The sequence below is a fragment of the Paracholeplasma brassicae genome (assembly GCF_000967915.1).
GTDB lineage: Bacteria > Bacillota_I > Bacilli_A > Acholeplasmatales > UBA5453 > Paracholeplasma > Paracholeplasma brassicae.
Window position 1 is genome coordinate 579,698 of the sequence record NC_022549.1, and the last position, 17,974, is coordinate 597,671.

Consider the following 17,974-nt stretch of genomic DNA (forward strand, 5'->3'; position numbering starts at 1 on the left):
GGACTGTTTATTTGAGAAAAGCTAGAATTATCAAATCCATCGGAGGGCTTTATGAGCTAATTGATTTAGACTCTAATGACGTGATTGTCGCAAGACCTTCAGGTAAACTTCGAAACGTCAAATTGACAGAGGATAGTTCCTTTTTAAAACAAACAACCAAAAAGACGAAATTAGAAAAAACAACGATGCAAATCTCACCCAAAGTGGGTGATTTTGTCTCTTACGATGAAACGGATGAAAACCATCCGATTCAAGAAATCTTTGAACGAAAAAACGAACTTTACCGTCCGGATGTCGCAAACGTTGATCAAGTCCTCTTAATCTTCGCAGCGAAAAATCCAACGTTTAGTTTTATGTTATTAGATCAATTCTTAGTGTTAATTGAACAGGCGAAAATCACGCCTGTTTTAATTGTTACTAAAATTGATTTGGTGACGAATGAAGAACTTGATTTACTCAAAGAAAAGCTTACCTACTACAATAAAATAGGCTACACCATTCATTACGTCAACTCCAAACAAAAGATTGGTTTTGATGTCCTTGAGGACTTGTTTGTAGATAAGGTATCAGTTTTAGCTGGTCAAACAGGCGCAGGCAAATCAACGTTTTTAAATGCGTTAATGCCTAACTTAGAACTAAAAACACAAGAAATTTCAAAAGCCCTTGGTAGAGGTAAACACACCACAAGACATTCTGAACTCTTTCTTTTTGGTGGTGGACTTGTTGCCGATACCCCAGGGTTCTCAAAGCTCGAACTCAAGTTTTACGATAAATCCGATTTAAAAGAATTCTTTATTGAATTTAGACAACAAAACGATTTATGTCGTTTTAAAAATAAATGTGACCACATTCATGAGCCTGGGTGTTACTTTAAAACACCAGGGGTTATGTTAGACTCAAGGTATGAAAACTATCAAAAACTTTACGAAGAAATCAAACAACAAAAGGAGAAATACTAATGAAAATTGCACCATCTATTTTAACCGCGGACTTCTTGAAGCTAGAAGAAGAAATCAAGTCGATTGAACAAGAAAGTGACTATCTTCATCTAGACGTCATGGATGGACACTTCGTACCAAACATCTCGTTTGGTTCTCACGTTTTAAGTGGCCTTAAACGAATCACAAACGTGCCTTTAGACACGCACTTAATGATTTCAAATCCAATCGATTACATCAAGGATTTTGCAGGCATCAATTCAAGCTTCATTACCATTCACGTCGAGGCGAATAAAGTCAAAGAAACCCTTGATTTGATTCACTCTTATGGGATAAAACGTGGGCTATCTTTAAAACCAAAAACGTCAATTGAAGAATTAAAGCCTTACTTAAGTGAGTTAGAACTGGTTTTAGTTATGTCAGTAGAACCTGGTTTTGGTGGACAGTCCTTTATGGTAGATCAATTAGATAAAGTCAGAGAATTGGTTCGCCTTAGAGATGAGCATCACTACAACTACGTCATTGAAATTGATGGTGGCATCAATTTTAATACCGCGAAACTCGCCAAAGAAGCAGGCGTTGATATCGCTGTTGCAGGCAGTTATGTCTTTAACGCAAAAGATAGAAACGAAGCCATTAGAGGAATTAAATAATGCGTTTTATTGTGGTTTGTCCAAAAGTACCTCAAAACTTAAAACAACTCATCGCATTTGAAAACGTGTTTGTCATTGCTGTAGACGCTGCCTTAAAAGACTTAGTAAAAAACCACATCCATGTGGATGCGGCCATTGGTGATTTTGATTCGCTTGAGAATCCTCAATTACTTGAGAATCTACCAACGATTAAACTAAACCCCGTAAAAGACGTTTCAGATGCCTTTAGTGCGCTTGAATACGCATTTAGTAATAGCGAGGACGTCGTGATGGTAGGTGGGCTCTTTGGCTCAAGAATTGATCACCTATATGCGAACCTCCTATTATTCCATCATTACCCTAAATTAACGATCATTGATGAAGGTAATAAAATTCAGTCATTTACTGAGGGAACATACACATTTGAAAAAGATGAGTATGATTATTTTTCTATATTTTCGATAAATGAGTCTTTAATCAGTACCTCTGGTAGTAAATACAATTTAACTGACTTTCGGATGAAAACCTCTGATCCGCTGGGGCTATCAAACGAGATAGAAGACACATTAACTTTAACTGTAAAACAAGGTCATGTGATTGTCATCAGGTCAAAAAAATGAAAAAAAAAAGGCTTCGGCCTTATTTTTTTTAAGCTCTTGTAAGTGTACCTTTTTTAAGTGCACGTGCAGAAACCTTAACTCTTTTCACGTTCCCGTTTTCATCAACGATACGAACGCTTTGTAAGTTAGCTTTCCAAGTGCGACGATTTGCATTTAAGGCGTGGCTTCTAGAATTCCCAAAAGACGTACTCTTACCTGTTACATAACATTTTGCCATAGTTTCACTCCTCTACTTTACGCATATAAAACTATAACATAATAAATTTTAAAAAGCAACTAGTAAGTCATAAAAGTTTGTAAAAAAGATTAAAATGAGAGATTCAAACCAAAAGCTTCGAAACGCAATTGAAAGAATAATATTTGCTTTTTAGAAAAATATGATATAATAATGTCGTATATCCACCTATTGCAAATGACTTGCACACGTGATATACTATAAAAAGCCAATAACAAAACATGATTAGTGAACATTAAACTCAAGTAACTTGAGTATCTAAACTTATACCGACAATTAAATATCTAATGCTCATTTTGAAATCATTTAGGAGGATCTTAGAAATGGCAAATACACTCAGTGGATCACTGTTTAAAAAAATGGTAACAAACGGCGCAATTAACCTTAAGAATAATCATCAAGAAATCAATCACTTAAACGTGTTTCCAGTACCCGATGGGGATACAGGAACCAATATGCAAATGACCATGATGGCGGGAATTAAAGAAGTAAACAACTTAAATTCGAAATCCATCGTAGATGTATCAAAAATACTATCAAGAGGCCTACTTATGGGCGCAAGAGGTAACAGTGGTGTTATCTTATCGCAGTTCTTCCGTGGGGTCTATAGCGAAATTGCTAAAATTAAAAATGGTTCTGCAACCGTAGACGAATTCATCACAGCACTTGTGGGTGGCTATCAAATGGCTTACCGTGCGGTAATGACACCAGTTGAGGGAACAATTCTAACAGTCGTTAGAGAAGCAGCAGAACAAGTGTTAAGAGAAAGAAAAAATCTTCGTTCAATCGAGGATGTTTTACAATGCTATTTAACACAAGCAAAAGTAAGTTTAGACCGTACACCAGATTTACTACCTGTCTTAAAACAAGCAGGTGTTGTCGATTCAGGTGGGGCTGGCTTTATTAAGATTATTGAAGGCATGTTACTTGCCGCACAAGGTCAATTATTAGCGCTCGAACAAGAACAAGTTGTTGAACATCATCACGAAGAAGGTTTCCAAGGTAGAAACATTGAAAACGTCGATATTCAATTTGGTTATTGTACAGAGTTCATTGTCAAACTGCACAACCAAGAAGACTTTGATCAAGACAACCTAAGAAACATCTTATTATCGATGGGGGATTCACTTGTCTTAGTACAAGATGAAGAACTAGTAAAAGTACACGTACACACGAACCAACCAGGTGTGGCAATCACACTGGGGCAAAAATATGGGGATTTACAAACCATGAAAGTTGAAAACATGCGCATTCAACACGAAGGCGTGGTGCAATCACTTGGTCATGATCACAATCATGAAGCAGAAGAGAAACTAGACTTTCAACCTGTTAAAAAAGAAAAAACCACGTATGGCGTGATTGCTGTATGCTTTGGTGATGGCATTAAACAAGCATTTAAAGAGCTTGGCGTTGATTACATCATCGATGGTGGACAAACAATGAACCCACCAACCGAAGAGTTCGTAAAAGCCGTTGAAGCGGTTAATGCTGAAAACGTCATTATCTTACCAAACAACTCAAACGTTATTTTATCCGCAGAACAAACCGTTAACCTTTGTGAAGGCACAAACGTTCGCGTTTTAAAAACAAAGAGCATCGGACAAGGTTATGCGTCATTAATGGTCTTTGATTCAACCAGAGAATTAGACGATAACTTAGAATCAATGAGTGAAATTATTTCAAACATGAAGACTGCTGAATTAACTTATGCGGTTAGAGACACTGAAATGAATGGTGTTAAGATTAAAAATGGCGATTTTATCGGTATTCAAGGTAAAAACATCTTAGTTTCCCTACCAGACCGTATTTCAGCAATCAAAGAATTGCTAGCTAAAACCATTGATGAAAACTCAGAAATCGTCACTGTATTCTTTGGTAAAGACGTTTCTGAAAATGAAGCGAAGTTAGTTAAAGGTTACATTCAAGAATTAAACGAAGATTTAGAAATTGAAATGATCAACGGCAAGCAAGACATTTATGCCTACATCATTGCAGTAGAATAACAAACAAAGAATTAAAACCCTTGGGTATATTAATTTATACCCTTTTTATGTGGGCGTGGCGGAATGGTAGACGCGCATGTTTGAGGGGCATGTGGCTTAAAGGCTGTGTGAGTTCAAGTCTCATCGTCCACACCATATTGAATGAAATGGTTTGATACAAAAGCGATTTACTAATCGCCTAAGGTATCGAATCTTTTTTTTGTTTTCTACCGCCATATATAATTACGTTTTAACAAACTTAAAAAAAGTGCTTGACATTTAAATTACGTTTGTGTAAACTTAAATTATGAAAGTGAGAGGTAGTTATGGAAAATAAAAATTTAGTATGGGAATTTGCAAACAAAGTCAGAGGACGTGTGCCTGAAGAAATGGCAGTTGAATTTGTTATTTCATTTGCATATGATTATTGCAACAGAAATGATTTAATACCAGGAAGTGATACAGAATTACTTAACATCGCTGGAGAATCATTGGAACGAATACCAAGTGATCTAAAATTTGATTTAGAAAATCTGTTTGTGGACTTAAGTTTCAATGAAATAAAAGGAATCGTTTCTAGTTCTCTATTTATAAAACAGAGATTTATGGATAATTCGAATGATAATCTGTTGGCTTTAGCTTCGGAGTTACTTGAACTATCGAATGGTGATTCACTTTTTGATTTAGGTAGTGGATTAGGTAGTTTTTTAATTGGTACATTGAAATTAGCTCAGGAACGTTCAATTGAGTTGTCTGCTTTATATGGTGTGGAGATTAACTATAATCAACATGCACTTTCTAAGATGATACTAGAAATATTCACCTTTGATTCTTCGGTAAAAAGCAAGATTAACTATGCTAATATCCTAACCGATAAATACGAACTAACTTATAATAAAGGGTTTGTCTATCCACCTTTAGGTATGAAGTTGATGGGTAATGATCTAAACTATATTTCTATTTTCAAAAACATTGTTCTATCGACTCGAAACTCTGTTGAATGGATATTTATAGATAAATTATTGAATAATTTAAAAGGTGACGATGCTAGAGCGGTAGCACTTGTTACTGGTCGTACGTTATTTAGTGCAGTTGATAGAGATTATAGGGACGAAATACTAAAGAGTGGCATGCTTGAAGGTATCATTGAGTTACCACAAGGAATTGTCGATAATACATCGATCAAGTTATTCTTACTTATCTTTAGTAAAAATAATAAGAATGTTCGTCTATTTGATGCGAGTATGTTCTCATCAAAAAGAAAGTTTAATGAAACTATTAAAGTAGATGTGAAACAAATTATAGATTTCTATTATGGAAAAGATGTAGCTAAAAAAGATGTTTCAGATTTAACTGATTTATCTAACTGGATTCCTTCGACAGCACTATTAACAATAGATTCACCAAAAAATGGTGTTAAATTGAGTGAAGTTGCACATGTTTTTACAGGCTCTCAATATACAGTCAGAAACTTTCAAGAAGTATTGACTGATAAAAAAACCGGTTATAAACTTCTCACATCGAGTGATATACAAGATGGACTCATTGATGAATCAAATCTGCAAAACATCGATAATAAAGATGGTAAGTTAGATAAATTTGCATTGGAATATGATGATGTCATTATGACAAGCAAATCATCGAAGGTTAAAATAGCAGTCATCGATTTTGAACCAAAGGATAAAATTATTGTAACTGGTGGTATGATTATTGTTCGTGTTGAGAAGAGTAAATTAAATCCAACATTTCTTAAGGTTTTCTTAGAATCAGATCAAGGACAATTATTATTAAAGAGTATTCAAAAAGGTATATCGATAATTACAATTAACGCTACAGAACTTTCGAATATAATTATCCCACTACCTCAACTTGATGTTCAATATAATATATCTAAAAAATATAATAGAAAACTATCTTCTTTAATGGCACTTAAGGCAGAAATTCTAAAGATAGAAGACGAACTCAAAAACTTCTATTATGAAGAAATTGAGGAGGTACTATCTTAGTGTATAATGCAAAGCAGTTATCCGAGATAAAACAAAAAATTATTAGAAAAATCACGAGTGAAGTTGACCGTGCTAATGAAGATGGATTAATTGAAGAGATTTTAGAACGATATGGCATTGTATTTGAGGAAACAAGCATTTCTGTAAACACAAGACTAATGAAAATCCTAGTATTCGGATCATTAGCTGGAAAGAAAAAAGACTTCCAAGGGGTATTAAATAGACTAGGTATTAACCTAAACAATGTCGAGTTTATTAATGACTATTCAGAACTCAAGAGATACCCTGTTGATACACTTAGGTTTTCAACAAAGTATTCAGACTTACTAATAGGACCTGTTCCGCATAGTCAAACAGGCATGGGTGATAATTCTAGTCTTATAGCGACAATAAAAAGTAATCCAGCAGAGTATCCACGTGTACAACTTTTAGAAGCAAATAACAAATTAAAAATTACTAAAACAAACTTCGAAAAAGCCATAACATCAACACGTTATTTTGATGCATTAAATGAATATTAGACTATCAATAGGTTTTATAAAAATAGAAGAATGATATTGTTTAATAAACAATTAAAGGTAAAAGTTGCTAAAATATGTTATAATTTTTTTAATATGAAGAAAGATTATTGTATTGCTAATGAAATAAGAAAGAAGAGATAATATGACAACTGCAGAGATAGGTAAATTAACTACAACAAATATTCAAGAAAAAGCAAATCTAATATGGGCAATCGCTAATCATCTTGTTGGATTGTTTAAGCCACATGAGTACGGTAAGGTTATCTTACCGATGACGGTACTAAAAAGATTCGATGACGCTTTAAAAGAAACGAAACAGGAAGTTTTATCACTCAATAAGAAATTAAATGAACAAAAAACAATTGATACCATTAGAGATGGATTATTATGCAAAACTACGGGATATGATTTTTATAATGTTAGTCCATTTACATTTGCAAACCTTTTAGCTGATCCAGATAACATCGCATCTAATTTTGATACATACTTAAAAGGATTTTCGGATAATGTAAAAGATATTATTTCCAACTTTAAATTTGAACAAGTCCTAGAAACGATGCATAAAGGGAATGTCCTTTATGTTGTTATACAGGAGTTTAATTCTAAGAAAGCTGATATGCATCCGGATAAAATCACCTCCATGGACATGGGCTATATTTTTGAAGAACTTATCCGTAAGTTCTCTGAATCCTATGATGAACAAGCAGGAGCACACTTTACTTCAAGAGACATCATATATTTAATGGCTGAGCTATTAGTCGCAAATGAAAAAGAATACATTAAACAAAATGGTGTCGTTAAAACCGCATATGATATGGCCATGGGTACATCCCAAATGTTAGGGTGCTTAGATGAAAAAATGATAGAAATCAACCCGGATTCAAAGTTATCTCTATTTGGTCAAGAATTTAACCCAGAAACATATGCAATCGCAAAAGCTGACATGCTAATCAAAGGTGGAAATGCTCAAAATATGAAGTTTGGTGATACATTGAATGATGACCAATTTTCTAACTATGAGTTTGATTACATAATTTCAAATCCTCCATTTGGTATTGACTGGAAAAAAGAAGAAAAAGAAGTTAAACAAGAATATTCAAAGCTTGGATATGAGGGTAGATTTGGACCAGGCTTGCCTGCAATTAGTGATGGACAAATGCTCTTCCTACTTAATGGTGTAAAGAAATTAAAAGAAGGTTCTGGTAGAATGGCAATCATTCAAAACGGGTCTTCACTCTTTACTGGAGATGCTGGTAGTGGTCCGAGTGAAATTAGAAAATACTTAATTGAAAGTGATTTGTTAGAAGCAATTATTCAATTACCAACTGACCTTTTCTACAATACTGGTATATCAACATATATTTGGATAGTTTCTAAAAATAAAAATAAAGAACGATTAGGAAAAATTCAACTCATTGATGCGTCTAATTGCTATGTGAAAAGAAGAAAAAACATTGGTAAGAAGCGTGTTGACCTAGATGATACATCAATTGACTTAATTACTAAAGCCTATTTAGATTTCAAAGAAGTAAAATATGAAGAAAATGACTTAGTTGTTGAATCGAAAATCTTTGATAATGATTTCTTTGGGTACACAAAAGTAACTGTTGAATCACCAATTACAGATGAAAATGGTAAACCAATTCTTAAAAAAGGAAAACTTCAAGCAGACTCTAAGAAACGTGATACTGAATTGGTACCATTACAAGAAAATATTGAAGCTTTCTTTAAAGATAATGTATTACCTTTTAATTCATCAGCTTGGATGGATCGAAGCAAAGATAAAGTCGGATATGAAATACCATTTACAAGACTGTTTTATAAGTTTATTCCACCAAAGGCATCTTCAGATATATTCGCTGAAATCAAACAACTTGAAGAAGAAGAAACACTACTTATGAAGGAGTTGTTTGGGGATGAATAAACTAAATATCGAAATCCCATATATTGAAAACCTTCCTAAATCATGGCGAATAATACCTAATCGATATCTTTTCATCGAAAACAAGAATAGTGTTGGAAAAGACTTTTCTAAGTATCAATTATTATCTCTAACAACTACTGGTGTAAAAGAAAAAGATATTAATAGTTCTGGTGGCAAGGTGCCTGAATCATATGAAAAATATTTATCCATCAATAAAAATCAGTTGATTTTTTGCTTATTTGACCTGGATTTATCGGCAGTTTTTTCAGGTATTTCTAAGTTTGACGGGATGATTACTTCAGCATATAATGCTTATGATTCGACTTCATTAATATGTAATGAATATGCTGATTATTGGTTTCAGTATGTTTTTACTAATAGATACTATATGATTTATTCGAAAAACATCAGATACTCAGTAACTGGTCAAGCATTTAAGGCTATATATACGCCTGTTCCACCTATAAATACTCAAAAAGAAATAGCACTTTTCTTAGATAATAAAACTAATAAGATAGATCAACTTATCAATAATCAACAGCAACAAATCGAAAAACTTAAAGAATATAAGCAATCACTAATTAGTGAGGTTGTTACTAAAGGATTAGATCCAAATGTTGAATTTAAGGATAGTGGAATTGAAATTATTGATAAGATTCCAAAAGATTGGGGAATTATTAAAATGAAATATTTAGGCGAATCTCGTAATGGCTTAACGTACAATCCGAGTGATATGGTCGATGATGGTGAAGGAATTCTAGTTTTGAGATCGTCCAATGTTAGGGATGGGAAATTAATCTTTGATGATAATGTTTATCTTAAAATGCAGATTAAAGAAGACTTAATGCTAAAAAACGGTGATATTCTTATTTGTTCAAGAAATGGTAGCAGAGATTTAATAGGAAAAAATGCAATCATCGAAAATGTTGGACTATGTTCATTTGGTGCCTTTATGATGGTGTTTAGAGTTTCAAAAGCAAATCCGAAGTACATTAAGTATATCCTAGATAGCTTTATATTTAACTACTATCTTGGGACATATTTAACAGCGACAATTAACCAGTTAACCTTATCTAATTTCAACAACATGAAAGTTATTTATACGACTAATTCCGATGAGCAAGAGAAAATAATTAGTTATTTAGATGAAAAATGTCAAAAGATTGACCAATTAATCGAGTTAAAAGCAAAAAAACTACTAAATCTTGAGGAATTCAAAAAATCTCTCATCTATGAATACGTAACAGGTAAGAAAGAAGTATCATAAATGAGAGATGCTAAATCAATTATTGGAGGAATTATATTATTGATACTTATTGCTACTGGAGTATTCTCGGTCCTACTAGATTTGACTAGTGAATTCATTAAACTGACTCTATGGATATTTCAATTAAGTTTAACTGATTTTGGATTATCTCCATCAATTGAAATCATTGTTAAATCACTGACTTTCATTCTATCTTATGCTTTGGTCGGTATTATATTTAGTGCAATTAGACTATTTAATTCAGATGTAATGAAATATGCTTATTTTGTAGTTTCAACGATGATTGGATTTGCATTGAGTGCACTCATTATGTTTTTACAAGAACATATCATCATAATTTCTTGGAGTATTTTAGGGATAACTATCATTACGATTTTCACAATAGTATTTTTAGTAAAGAAAAGAAACACTTTAAAGGGGTGAATCTATGAAAGATAATGAAAAAAGGTTTGAAGAGGATATAGAGTCTCATTTGATCAATCATGAGTATAGAAAACTGTCTATGCAAGGCTATGATGTATCAAAAGGTATTTATCTAGATATCCTTGTAGAGTTTATCAAAAAGACTCAAAGTAAATCATGGGAACGATATGAAAAATATTATGGTGATGAAGCACCTAATAAACTATATCGTAGACTAGAAGATTCTATTAGTCATCACGGGCTTCTTCATGTATTAAGAAATGGCATAAAAGATATGGGGATAGACCTTTTTATCTGTTTCTTTAAACCTGAATCAGAGTTGAATCCAACTTTAGTTGAACGTTATGAAGGTAACATATTAGGTGTAACAAGACAATTTGCATATTCACCTTTCAATAACAATACGATTGATATGGTCCTATCCATTAATGGTATTCCTTTTATTGCAATCGAGCTGAAAAACCAACTAAAGGGACAAGATTATCGAAATGCCATGCATCAATGGCGTTACAATCGTGATCCAAAAGAACTGATATTCAGATTCAATCATAGAATATTGGTTTATTTTGCTGTAGACCTATATGAAACATGGATGACGACAGAACTTAAAGGTACTGATACACATTTCTTACCTTTCAATCAAGGATCTAATGGTTCTGGTGTCAGTGGTGGCGCTGGTAATCCGCAAAACCCTTATGGTTATACCACATCATATCTTTGGGAAGATATATTGTCAAAAGCCTCTATTATAGATATACTTCATCGTTTTATTTCTAACCCTAAGGATTCTAAAAAAATTATATTTCCTAGATATCATCAGTATGATGTCGTTAAGAAAGTATTAGCGGATGTTAAAGATAATGGTGTTGGTCAAAAGTATTTAATTGAGCATAGTGCAGGTTCTGGTAAATCAAATTCTATCGCTTGGATTGCATATAGATTGGCATCTGTCCATGATATAGATGATAAACCAATATTTGATTCAGTTATCATTGTTACTGACCGTGTAGTACTTGATTCACAACTACAAGATACGATTAACGGCTTTGAACATAGAGCCGGATTAGTTGAAGCAATTGATGATAAAAAGCGTTCAAGAGGCCTTACGGAAGCAATTAACGATAAGAAACGTATTATTATTTGTACCATTCAAAAATTCTTGTTTGCCTATAAAGATTTCGATGAAATGGAAGGTAGAAAGTTTGCGATTATCGTGGATGAAGCGCATCAAGGTCAAACTGGTGCAAGTGCTAAGACCTTAAGAAGAGCACTGATTGATAAGAAAGTTGCAATTAAAGAGTATGCAGAGATGGAAGGTATTGAAGAAGATGAAGTTGACGATACGGATGAACTTGTTGCAGAAGTATTAGCCCAAGGACAACACAGTAATCAATCTTTCTTTGCATTCACTGCAACGCCTAAAAATAAGACAATTGAACTTTTTGGCAGAAGAAATCCATCCACTGGCAAATATGAACCATTTCATGTCTACTCGATGAGACAAGCCATTGAAGAAGGATTTATTTTAGATGTACTCAAATACTATACAACCCTTCAAGATCAATTTAAGATAGTTAGAACCACAAGGGATAATCCTGAGGTCATAGAAGGACAAGCTAAGAGAGTCTTAGTTCGCTATTATAAAGAACATGGGTTTACCATTCACAAGAAAACCGAACTTATAATGGATAACTTCTTAAATAATGGTCAATTTAGAATTGATGGTAAGGCAAAGGCTATGGTAATTGCAGATTCTAGACCAAATGCAGTCAGATACTATCAGGCTATTCAAGAATACATAAGAAACAATCCAGAGATAACTTCAAAGATTGGTGTTTTAGTTGCGTTTTCTGGAGAGGTTAAGCTAGATGGTAAATCATATAGAGAAGCTGAGATGAATATCGATAGTGACGGCCATTTAATTAACTCAGATAAGAAACTTAGAAAAGCATTTAGAAGTGATAAATTCAATATTTTAGTGGTTGCAAATAAATATCAAACAGGATTTGATGAACCGTTACTACATTCCATGTATGTTGATAAAAAACTTCATGGTGTGAATGCTGTTCAAACGCTTTCTAGATTGAATCGCGTATATCCAGGTAAAGTAGACACTTTTGTCATGGATTTTGTAAACACGCATGAAGACATGAAAAAGTCATTCCAACCATTCTTTGAAACAACCTATTTAGATGGCCAAACAGATTATAATCGTGTCTATGATTTAAGAACTAAGATACACAGTTATATGCTATATAACGATCAAGATGTGGATCTTTTTGCCAAAATCAAAATAGATGCAGCAAAGAAACAAGACGATAAAGCACTTGGTCGTGTAACAAGTATACTAAAACCTGTCACAGATCAGTATCTTGAGTTGGATGAGAAGCAAAAATATGAATATAGGGATCTATTAAGAAAATTCAATCATGCCTATTCATATATCACCCAAATCGTAAGAATTAATGATAAAGAACTATTTAAAGAGTTTATGTTCATTTCTTATCTAATCAATCTATTACCTAAAGATACTGCAGAAAAAATTAGTATTGATGACAAGATTAATCTAGAGTTTGCCAAACTTAAAGAGACATATAAAGGAAGCATAGAACTAGAAAAAACATCAGTTGATTTAAAACCTGAGCAATCAGTAGATGCAAAAAGAAAACCTAAATCTAAAGACACTCTTCAAAGTATCATTGATAAGGTTAATGAGCAATATATGGGACAATTCACTGATAGTGATAAAGTCATTATTTCTGGTATTTTTGAGATGTTTATGAATGATCCAGAAGTTAAAAAATATGCTCAATATGCCAAAGAAAATAATCCAGAAATGTTCATTAAGAGTTTATTCCCTGATAAATTCAAGGATATAGCCTTAAGATTATTTACAGAAAATCACGAGTCATTTGAAAAATTATTTACAGACACATCCTTTTACGAAAGAGTAATGGATGCAATGGCTAAAGAATTGTACAAGAAATTAAGAAAGTAGTAGTAACGGCGATTAATTCTGTAAAGAATCAATAGCTTTTTATATAAGTTTATAAATTTATATTGTAGTTATGAGAAAGGCTACTTGTTGTTATTATCGAGCATTAGGCACGAAGAGTATAAATCTTTCTTATACTAAAATAAGCTCTTCAAAATAGATTATAGTAACCACAGTTTATTTTAATTGACTATAAAGTATCAAGAAGCAGTTGATATCATTAATGAAGAATAAGACGAAATGTGAATATCAAATATTACTAATTTAAATTTTAGTATAATCTAATTAGATGATATAATTAAGATAAATTCAATGGTTTCTGTATTTTATTAATTATTAAAGAATGGAAGATAGTCATGGCAAGTATACCAATAGCTCATCATACAATTGAGAAAAAGCATATGGATGTTTATGAATATGAAAAGTATTTAAGAAAGTATCCTCACCGAAGAAGCATTAATGCGATTAAATGTATCGAATGTGGGGATTTTTTGATATATTGCAAAGGCGATTATAATGTTCCATATTTTAAACATTCGCCATCGGAAAAGAAGCACATTTCTTGTTCTTTATATACAGAAGGAAAAGAATCGAAAACATTTGAAGGATTGTTTCGAAAGAGATTGTTAAAAGAAGAAGACATTTCTTTTAACTACGAACTTCTTTATAAGAATGGTAGTTGGAAAAGCGTAATTACAATACCACCACTCGATCAGAAAGAAATCAAAGATAATGAAAGAAATCAAACTTTAATCACTATAATTGATGGAAATAATACTATTAAAACCCCAATTGATAACGGGCATTTGAACCCTGGAGATATTAAAAAAATACCCCTTACAAGGCTATCAAGTACGGTTGGAATAAGGATTGATGGAAATGGTTCTGGAAACAATATTTTATATGATATGGAAGGCTTTCGTCCGAATGAGCAGTTATATTCAAATCTTATAATTCAAAAGTATGTACCTCTATCAAACGAGAAAGAGATAGATCTGAAAAATATAGGTTCATTAGTGTGTAAAAGAATCAGTGGGAAAGTTTACACCGGAAGACACTATATAATCTTTTCAAGCAACCCAAATTTTCATTTGAAAAATAACAGGAACGGCAATATTGAGATTAAAAGACTAAATGTGAAAAGAGATAACAAGTTCAACTATTATCCATTTGATATAGTGTTTAATAATGCGAACAATGAATCAAGAGATTTTTGTTACAATCGAAAATGTATTCTGACAGAGAAAAACGATGCAGTTATACTATGGCCACCACTAAAATCCGTTGGCAATTATCGTTTCTATCCCAAAAACAAGAAAAAAATGTTCGTTTCGTTCGAAAATGAAAATAAAACGTTAGAATTACAAGAATATAATCTACAAAAATACACAAAAATTAATCCATTCTTTATGATTAAAGATTTTTACTCGAGCTATAATTATTATTATGTTAGTCTTGATAAATCAAAAAGAGATGCTAAAAATACTTTTACAACTGAAACCGATTATCTAGATAATCTAGAATTGGATACATTCGACAAAATATTTCATTTAAAGAGAGAGTTGTTCATAGGAATATTCAATCGAAATGATAAATTATACATGAAAAGCACACTGCTGCTCTTTAACAATCAATTAGATAGAGTGATGGGTATCAAAAATAGGACAAATGAAGATGATAACAAACTTTTAGATGCAATAAGATACTCAAAACAATTTGTAAGATTCGATACAAGGTTTTATGAAAAACTAAAAGATAAATATTCAAAAAATAATATTATTCTAGAGTATCTCGAACATTGTAAAAGAGTTGGGACTATTAAGATAAAGGCATTTGAGATGCTTTTAGAAGAGGGGTAACACATGAATATATTAGACCTAAGTGATGACGACTTAAAACTTTTTTTAGAAGAAGGTATACCAGAAAACATTCATAGAGACTTATACGTCCACAACAACAAGTTTGCTCAAAAGATAAAGGGATTTAGACCATCTAAGGCACCTATTGCAAAGCTATCTAGTACATCATTCAACTTGATAAGAAAAGAAAAAAATAATTTTATAATTAAGTATTACACGAATTTTTATAGCAGTTACAAGGATGATTTAGAACTAGACATAAAAAAGATGATTGATGAAGGATATCCGGATTCAGTTGCTAGTTCGATTGCTGTGAAAAGAGCATTTAGTGATAAATTTCTACCAATTTATTTTAAGTTGGAAAATATAAGTTTAGATACACAGAGTAAAATAATTCATGATTATAAAGTTTTAGTATTAATTGAAAAAATCCTTGATAGAAAATTGAGACAAGTACTTGAAGACAAAAATCATCTAATTGAAGCAGTTCAGGATATGACAAAAAAAATGATATCAGACCACATTCAAGATATTAATAAGCAGATTAGCGAACTATCCAAAAATGTTGAGAGAAATATGAGTAGCATCAATAACATTAAAAAAAATTTCGACGAAAACGATAACCATTTCACTAGAAATGTTACATTTCAGTCCAAGTTATCTGAATTAGAAAATCGGACTCAAGAATACATTAATAGCACAGTAGATAATCTAGCAAATATCGACTTGATTAGATTAATGAATGAAAGAATAAATGAACTTAATGAGGAGCTAAATCAATTAAAGAATCAAACCCCGAAAGAGTTTACACATATTTATGTTCGGAATGACAATTATGAAACAATGGATGATTTTCTAACTGATAATATTGGTGATGTAATTGAAAACTTAGTAAAAGGGGATATTTTTGATGTATTTAGGGAGTATTTAATTGAGATAGTCTACTCGAAGAAACCAATCATATGCTCATCGAGAAATTCAAGATTTTTAACCAGTATCATTTCTTCAATCATGTCAGGAGGCAATTATCATATTATTACCCTAAACATAGACGCATCTACGGATAAGTTGATTGATTTTATAGAGGCTTTGCCTTCAATACAGGGGAATAAAGTCATTTTAATTAAGAATAAAATAAATGTAACTGATTCAGAATATATTCTTGATTACATCATGAGTAGACCTGTCAATGAGAAATATATATTCGAGATTACCTATGAAAAAGAAGTGTTGTTTATGGCAAACGAAATACTCGACAGATACAATTTTTATTTTGCCAACATTCAAGAAGGTAAAATTGATTATAATTATCTGTACCAATTCGATAAAAACCAAAGGAAATCAACAATTGTAAGTGACTATGTAAAGTCACTAGATGAAATAGGATTAAATCTAAAAAATAAAACATTGATGAATGAAAACTTTTATGGTGTTTTTGCATTTTCTATCATTCCTTTTTTATCCATTCATAATAGTGTAGAAAAAAGTGAACTAGTTGATAAATTAACAACACACAGTATTAGAGCAAAATGTGAGGCTACTTTCAATGAGTAGTTCATTTAGGCTCGACAGACTATATAAAACTATATCTGATGACTTAAGAATTTCAAAATATGAAAAAGAAGATGATTTATCTTATAAAAATAGATTGGTTTACTCTGCAATTGGAAGATGGGTTATGAGTTTGTTTTCTGATAGAGATTTTGAAGAGGATGATACTAGTAAAGTGTCAAAATCGCATGTGACAATCACGGCAATGGATGTTCTATTATCGTATAAGAAGGTTGATGCTGGGCTTGAGCAATATTTTACTGATGATAGAGCGTTGATCAATATGATAGAAGAAACTTATCAAAGAGTGGGGTATGTTAACTCAGGGGCGTATAGCTTTAAAAAGCAGAGCAAAACGGCTAGAGTAGCAATTTCTAACAAATGTCTATTCATTGATATAGATTCAAATGTTAGAATTAGAGGATTAGGTTTATGGGGTAAATGCTCAGAGAGTGATACGTCTTTATCCGATTATCTCTTAGTGAATGAAGAAGCACATATTTATACTGAAAGATTAATAACTTTGCTTCAATACAATGCGTTTGAAGATAATGTAGGAAAAATCGAAATATACAATACAAATAAGAATAAATGGGAGTATTACTCGAGCAGGATTGCTTATAAAGCTATGTATTCAATTGTAAGAGTTGATGACGGATTAGATTATAAAATTATTAAACACTCAAACGATATTATTTATGCTGCTTCGTTACCGACATTATATACAAAGCAATCAACGGAATTCACTTTTAAACACGAAGTGTGGAGAATAATACTTGGTATATGCTCGATTAATAGTAGAAAAGCTAGATGCAACATAAGAATTGTGAATAATGAAGCTGTAATAATCAAGTTTAATGGCTTTATTTTACCAGCTTTAGAAGAAAGTATTCTCAAATGTATGGCTTGGCCATTAAATAATTGTTTAAACATTTTTGAATATATAACTGATATATCAATGCTTAAAAGCATAATAGTATTATTATCTAGATTATCAATTGAAATTGTAGTGGAGGAATAA

Annotated in this window: 14 protein-coding genes and 1 tRNA gene; 14 read left to right on the forward strand and 1 reads right to left on the reverse strand. The window is 32.1% G+C overall.

Features of this window, described 5'->3' with window-relative positions:
- Positions 1–11 precede the first annotated feature (11 nt).
- From rsgA to BN853_RS02635, 3 genes are read left to right on the forward strand one after another with little or no spacing between them, the layout of a single operon-like run.
- Positions 12–959 carry a ribosome small subunit-dependent GTPase A gene (gene rsgA / locus BN853_RS02625; RefSeq protein WP_030004394.1) on the forward strand — a complete coding sequence of 316 codons (948 nt, stop codon included), beginning with the start codon at positions 12–14 and terminating at the stop codon, positions 957–959.
- The gene (gene rpe, locus BN853_RS02630; RefSeq protein WP_030004395.1) at positions 959–1,591 is read left to right on the forward strand and encodes a ribulose-phosphate 3-epimerase; all 633 of its coding nucleotides are present in this window, start codon (positions 959–961) and stop codon (positions 1,589–1,591) included. Before rsgA ends, rpe begins: the two co-directional genes overlap by 1 nt.
- A complete protein-coding gene (locus BN853_RS02635) occupies positions 1,591–2,190 on the forward strand; it encodes a thiamine diphosphokinase (RefSeq protein WP_030004396.1) in 600 nt (199 codons plus the stop codon). Before rpe ends, BN853_RS02635 begins: the two co-directional genes overlap by 1 nt.
- A gap of 28 nt (positions 2,191–2,218) precedes the next feature.
- Here BN853_RS02635 and rpmB read toward each other — a convergent pair whose 3' ends face one another.
- Positions 2,219–2,407: a 50S ribosomal protein L28 gene (rpmB, locus tag BN853_RS02640; protein ID WP_030004397.1), complete on the reverse strand. Its 189-nt coding sequence runs from the start codon at positions 2,405–2,407 to the stop codon at positions 2,219–2,221.
- Between the two features lie 341 nt (positions 2,408–2,748).
- Between rpmB and BN853_RS02645 the strand changes: the two genes are divergently transcribed.
- The 11 genes from BN853_RS02645 to BN853_RS02695 all read left to right on the forward strand — a co-directional run bounded on the left by BN853_RS02645 (position 2,749) and on the right by BN853_RS02695 (position 17,974).
- Positions 2,749–4,428, forward strand: coding sequence for a DAK2 domain-containing protein (locus BN853_RS02645; protein WP_030004398.1), 1,680 nt, complete (start codon positions 2,749–2,751; stop codon positions 4,426–4,428).
- Between the two features lie 49 nt (positions 4,429–4,477).
- Positions 4,478–4,563: transfer RNA gene (locus BN853_RS02650), tRNA-Leu, on the forward strand.
- Between the two features lie 170 nt (positions 4,564–4,733).
- Positions 4,734–6,413 (forward strand): N-6 DNA methylase, encoded by a 1,680-nt coding sequence (locus BN853_RS02655; RefSeq protein WP_030004399.1) that lies wholly within the window; start codon positions 4,734–4,736, stop codon positions 6,411–6,413.
- A complete protein-coding gene (locus BN853_RS02660; RefSeq protein ID WP_030004400.1) occupies positions 6,413–6,934 on the forward strand; it encodes a hypothetical protein in 522 nt (173 codons plus the stop codon). The genes BN853_RS02655 and BN853_RS02660 overlap by 1 nt, the downstream gene beginning before the upstream one ends.
- A gap of 142 nt (positions 6,935–7,076) precedes the next feature.
- Complete coding sequence (locus tag BN853_RS02665) at positions 7,077–8,858, forward strand: type I restriction-modification system subunit M (RefSeq protein WP_030004401.1); 1,782 nt, start codon at positions 7,077–7,079, stop codon at positions 8,856–8,858.
- Positions 8,851–10,125, forward strand: coding sequence for a restriction endonuclease subunit S (locus BN853_RS02670; protein ID WP_030004402.1), 1,275 nt, complete (start codon positions 8,851–8,853; stop codon positions 10,123–10,125). The genes BN853_RS02665 and BN853_RS02670 overlap by 8 nt, the downstream gene beginning before the upstream one ends.
- Complete coding sequence (locus tag BN853_RS02675) at positions 10,126–10,548, forward strand: hypothetical protein (protein WP_030004403.1); 423 nt, start codon at positions 10,126–10,128, stop codon at positions 10,546–10,548. It begins immediately after the preceding gene.
- A gap of 4 nt (positions 10,549–10,552) precedes the next feature.
- Positions 10,553–13,546 (forward strand): type I restriction endonuclease subunit R, encoded by a 2,994-nt coding sequence (locus BN853_RS02680; protein ID WP_030004404.1) that lies wholly within the window; start codon positions 10,553–10,555, stop codon positions 13,544–13,546.
- A 353-nt stretch (positions 13,547–13,899) separates the two neighbouring features.
- Positions 13,900–15,402 carry a hypothetical protein gene (locus tag BN853_RS02685; RefSeq protein ID WP_030004405.1) on the forward strand — a complete coding sequence of 501 codons (1,503 nt, stop codon included), beginning with the start codon at positions 13,900–13,902 and terminating at the stop codon, positions 15,400–15,402.
- Positions 15,403–15,405: 3 nt separating this feature from the next.
- Positions 15,406–16,956, forward strand: a complete 1,551-nt coding sequence (locus tag BN853_RS02690) for a hypothetical protein (RefSeq protein WP_030004406.1) — start codon at positions 15,406–15,408, stop codon at positions 16,954–16,956.
- Positions 16,949–17,974: a hypothetical protein gene (locus BN853_RS02695; RefSeq protein WP_030004407.1), complete on the forward strand. Its 1,026-nt coding sequence runs from the start codon at positions 16,949–16,951 to the stop codon at positions 17,972–17,974. Before BN853_RS02690 ends, BN853_RS02695 begins: the two co-directional genes overlap by 8 nt.

Excerpts from the sequence above, each read along its gene's own strand:
- BN853_RS02675 (WP_030004403.1), top strand. The coding sequence starts at position 10,126 with ATGAGAGATGCTAAATCAATTATTGGAGGAATTATATTATTGATACTT.
- BN853_RS02685 (WP_030004405.1), top strand. The coding sequence starts at position 13,900 with ATGGCAAGTATACCAATAGCTCATCATACAATTGAGAAAAAGCATATG.
- BN853_RS02695 (WP_030004407.1), top strand. The coding sequence starts at position 16,949 with ATGAGTAGTTCATTTAGGCTCGACAGACTATATAAAACTATATCTGAT.
- BN853_RS02690 (WP_030004406.1), top strand. The coding sequence starts at position 15,406 with ATGAATATATTAGACCTAAGTGATGACGACTTAAAACTTTTTTTAGAA.
- BN853_RS02670 (WP_030004402.1), top strand. The coding sequence starts at position 8,851 with ATGAATAAACTAAATATCGAAATCCCATATATTGAAAACCTTCCTAAA.
- BN853_RS02645 (WP_030004398.1), top strand. The coding sequence starts at position 2,749 with ATGGCAAATACACTCAGTGGATCACTGTTTAAAAAAATGGTAACAAAC.
- rpe (WP_030004395.1), top strand. The coding sequence starts at position 959 with ATGAAAATTGCACCATCTATTTTAACCGCGGACTTCTTGAAGCTAGAA.
- BN853_RS02635 (WP_030004396.1), top strand. The coding sequence starts at position 1,591 with ATGCGTTTTATTGTGGTTTGTCCAAAAGTACCTCAAAACTTAAAACAA.
- BN853_RS02665 (WP_030004401.1), top strand. The coding sequence starts at position 7,077 with ATGACAACTGCAGAGATAGGTAAATTAACTACAACAAATATTCAAGAA.
- rpmB (WP_030004397.1), bottom strand. The coding sequence starts at position 2,407 with ATGGCAAAATGTTATGTAACAGGTAAGAGTACGTCTTTTGGGAATTCT.
- BN853_RS02680 (WP_030004404.1), top strand. The coding sequence starts at position 10,553 with ATGAAAGATAATGAAAAAAGGTTTGAAGAGGATATAGAGTCTCATTTG.
- BN853_RS02655 (WP_030004399.1), top strand. The coding sequence starts at position 4,734 with ATGGAAAATAAAAATTTAGTATGGGAATTTGCAAACAAAGTCAGAGGA.